Source organism: Neotabrizicola sp. VNH66, assembly GCF_049445895.1.
Lineage (GTDB): Bacteria > Pseudomonadota > Alphaproteobacteria > Rhodobacterales > Rhodobacteraceae > Pseudogemmobacter.
Map to the genome: position 1 here is coordinate 1 of NZ_JBMSDW010000049.1, position 1681 is coordinate 1681.

Here is a 1681-nt window from a genome sequence, read left to right on the forward strand (position 1 = left end):
GTTTGAGATGCCCGAGACCTTCATACCGATTCGCACGCCATAAGTTAGTTTGATATCAATCAGTTACGAGAATTCAGCTCGCGCCTAGAAGTTGCCGCCATGCATACTGCGCCCATGGTGCAGCCGATACCGCAAGGAGCCGGTACGCGGACGACGGGGATCCCCTGACTAACCCCCGATACCGTACTTAGCGATCAGCTTCACGGCGATCGGTGTCCCGCCCTGGATGTTGGCAATCTGGCCGAAGTCGCCGAGAGTACCGAATCCCTCAGCAGACGCTTCAGCCAAGTAATCCGGGATCAGCTTCATGGCACCGGTCGGCGTCTCGCCGCGGGTGTCGGCAAGCTGCGCGATATCGGCATCGAAGGTCTTCACCATCCCGTCGACCATGTCATAGTTATAGCTTACCATCAGCCGCATGGCATCTGTCGGGGTCTCGCCACGGATGTCGGCAATCTGGCCGAAGTCGCCGAGAGTTCCGAACGCCTCACCGGACGTTTCAGGCAGGTACTTCGCGATCAGGTTCATGGCACCGGTCGGCGTCTCGCCGCGGGTGTCGGCAAGCTGCGCGATACCGGCGTCGAAGGTCTTCAGCGTCCCGTCGGTCATGTCATTGTTATAGCTTACCATCAGCTTCACGGCACCGGTCGGTGTCTCACCCCGGATGTCGGCAATCTGGCCGAAGTCGCCGAGAGTTCCAAACGCTTCGTCGATCATCTTGAAGGTGTATATCGGCGTCAGCGTAGAAGCGCTGACGGGGAGGTTTTCATCAGGTGCGACATGAAGAGCTCCCTTGGGAGCCGAATCTGCCGAAGCCGGGACCGAAGCGATGACCGAAACGGCAAGGGCGGTGATGGATGACTTGAGGAACATCTCAGTTACTCCGGCATACCGTGTTTCGCGATGTAACTGGCAATCTGGCGCCGACGAAGGGGGACATAAATCAATTTGCGAAAGTAGTCAGCCGCAGGTCCGACGCCGATCAACCATCTGCCAGGCTGTTCCTGGCCTCCCACATCGCGCATCTGGCACTCCACAGTCCACATCATCAATGCCTGCATCGGGCCAGCAACTCGCTTTCGTATGCGATTCGCAGCAGTCCGGAAATTTTCGTCGCGACCAAGCCCCTCCTCTACGGGAACAAGGACGGGTTCGACAAGCTGACCTAGGTTCAACTGGGGAATCCCCCGAAGTGCCTTCTTCAGGAGGTTGCGGCTCATCGCTACCGTCTTCTCCTCAAAACAGATCTTCAGGTAGTCCTCGAAGTCGCTATCCCGACCCATGCCGATTTGGTTGTGCCAGATCCGAAGCCACTCTGCCTGAACTTCGCCGTTAAGGCGAACGTCCCAACTGGTCAGTTGGATCGTGGCCAGTTCGAGATTGTCGTCGAAGGGGATGTCCATCCAGGCCAGGGCGTCGAGGCTCGGCGCGATGGTTTCGTAGGCATTCATGGCAATGGCCGACCACTGGTCTTGATGTCGCGTCATTGTCTTTTCTCCCCATGGCGAAAATCGCCTTGAAGAAATGATGCCACAGTTTTCCTCTTGCGTCAGTTGACGCGGTGTAACCTCTGGAATGGCAACGGGCGGCGCCTGAGGCACCGCCCGTATTGGGGTTGTCGTTTGCCTGGACGTCAGGCCGCTTTGGTGACGCGACGCTTGAGAGCGAGCTTCATCGCGAA

Annotated in this window: 2 protein-coding genes; both read right to left on the reverse strand. The window is 57.9% G+C overall.

Annotation, left to right across the window (positions count from 1 at the left end):
- Positions 1 to 168 precede the first annotated feature (168 nt).
- Complete coding sequence (locus ACO2Q5_RS23860) at positions 169 to 873, reverse strand: hypothetical protein (protein WP_423295714.1); 705 nt, start codon at positions 871 to 873, stop codon at positions 169 to 171.
- 5 nt (positions 874 to 878) lie between these two features.
- The coding region (locus ACO2Q5_RS23865) for a hypothetical protein (protein WP_423295716.1) at positions 879 to 1681 on the reverse strand (803 nt) is incomplete at its 5' end.

Excerpts from the sequence above, each read along its gene's own strand:
- ACO2Q5_RS23860 (WP_423295714.1), bottom strand. The coding sequence starts at position 873 with ATGTTCCTCAAGTCATCCATCACCGCCCTTGCCGTTTCGGTCATCGCT.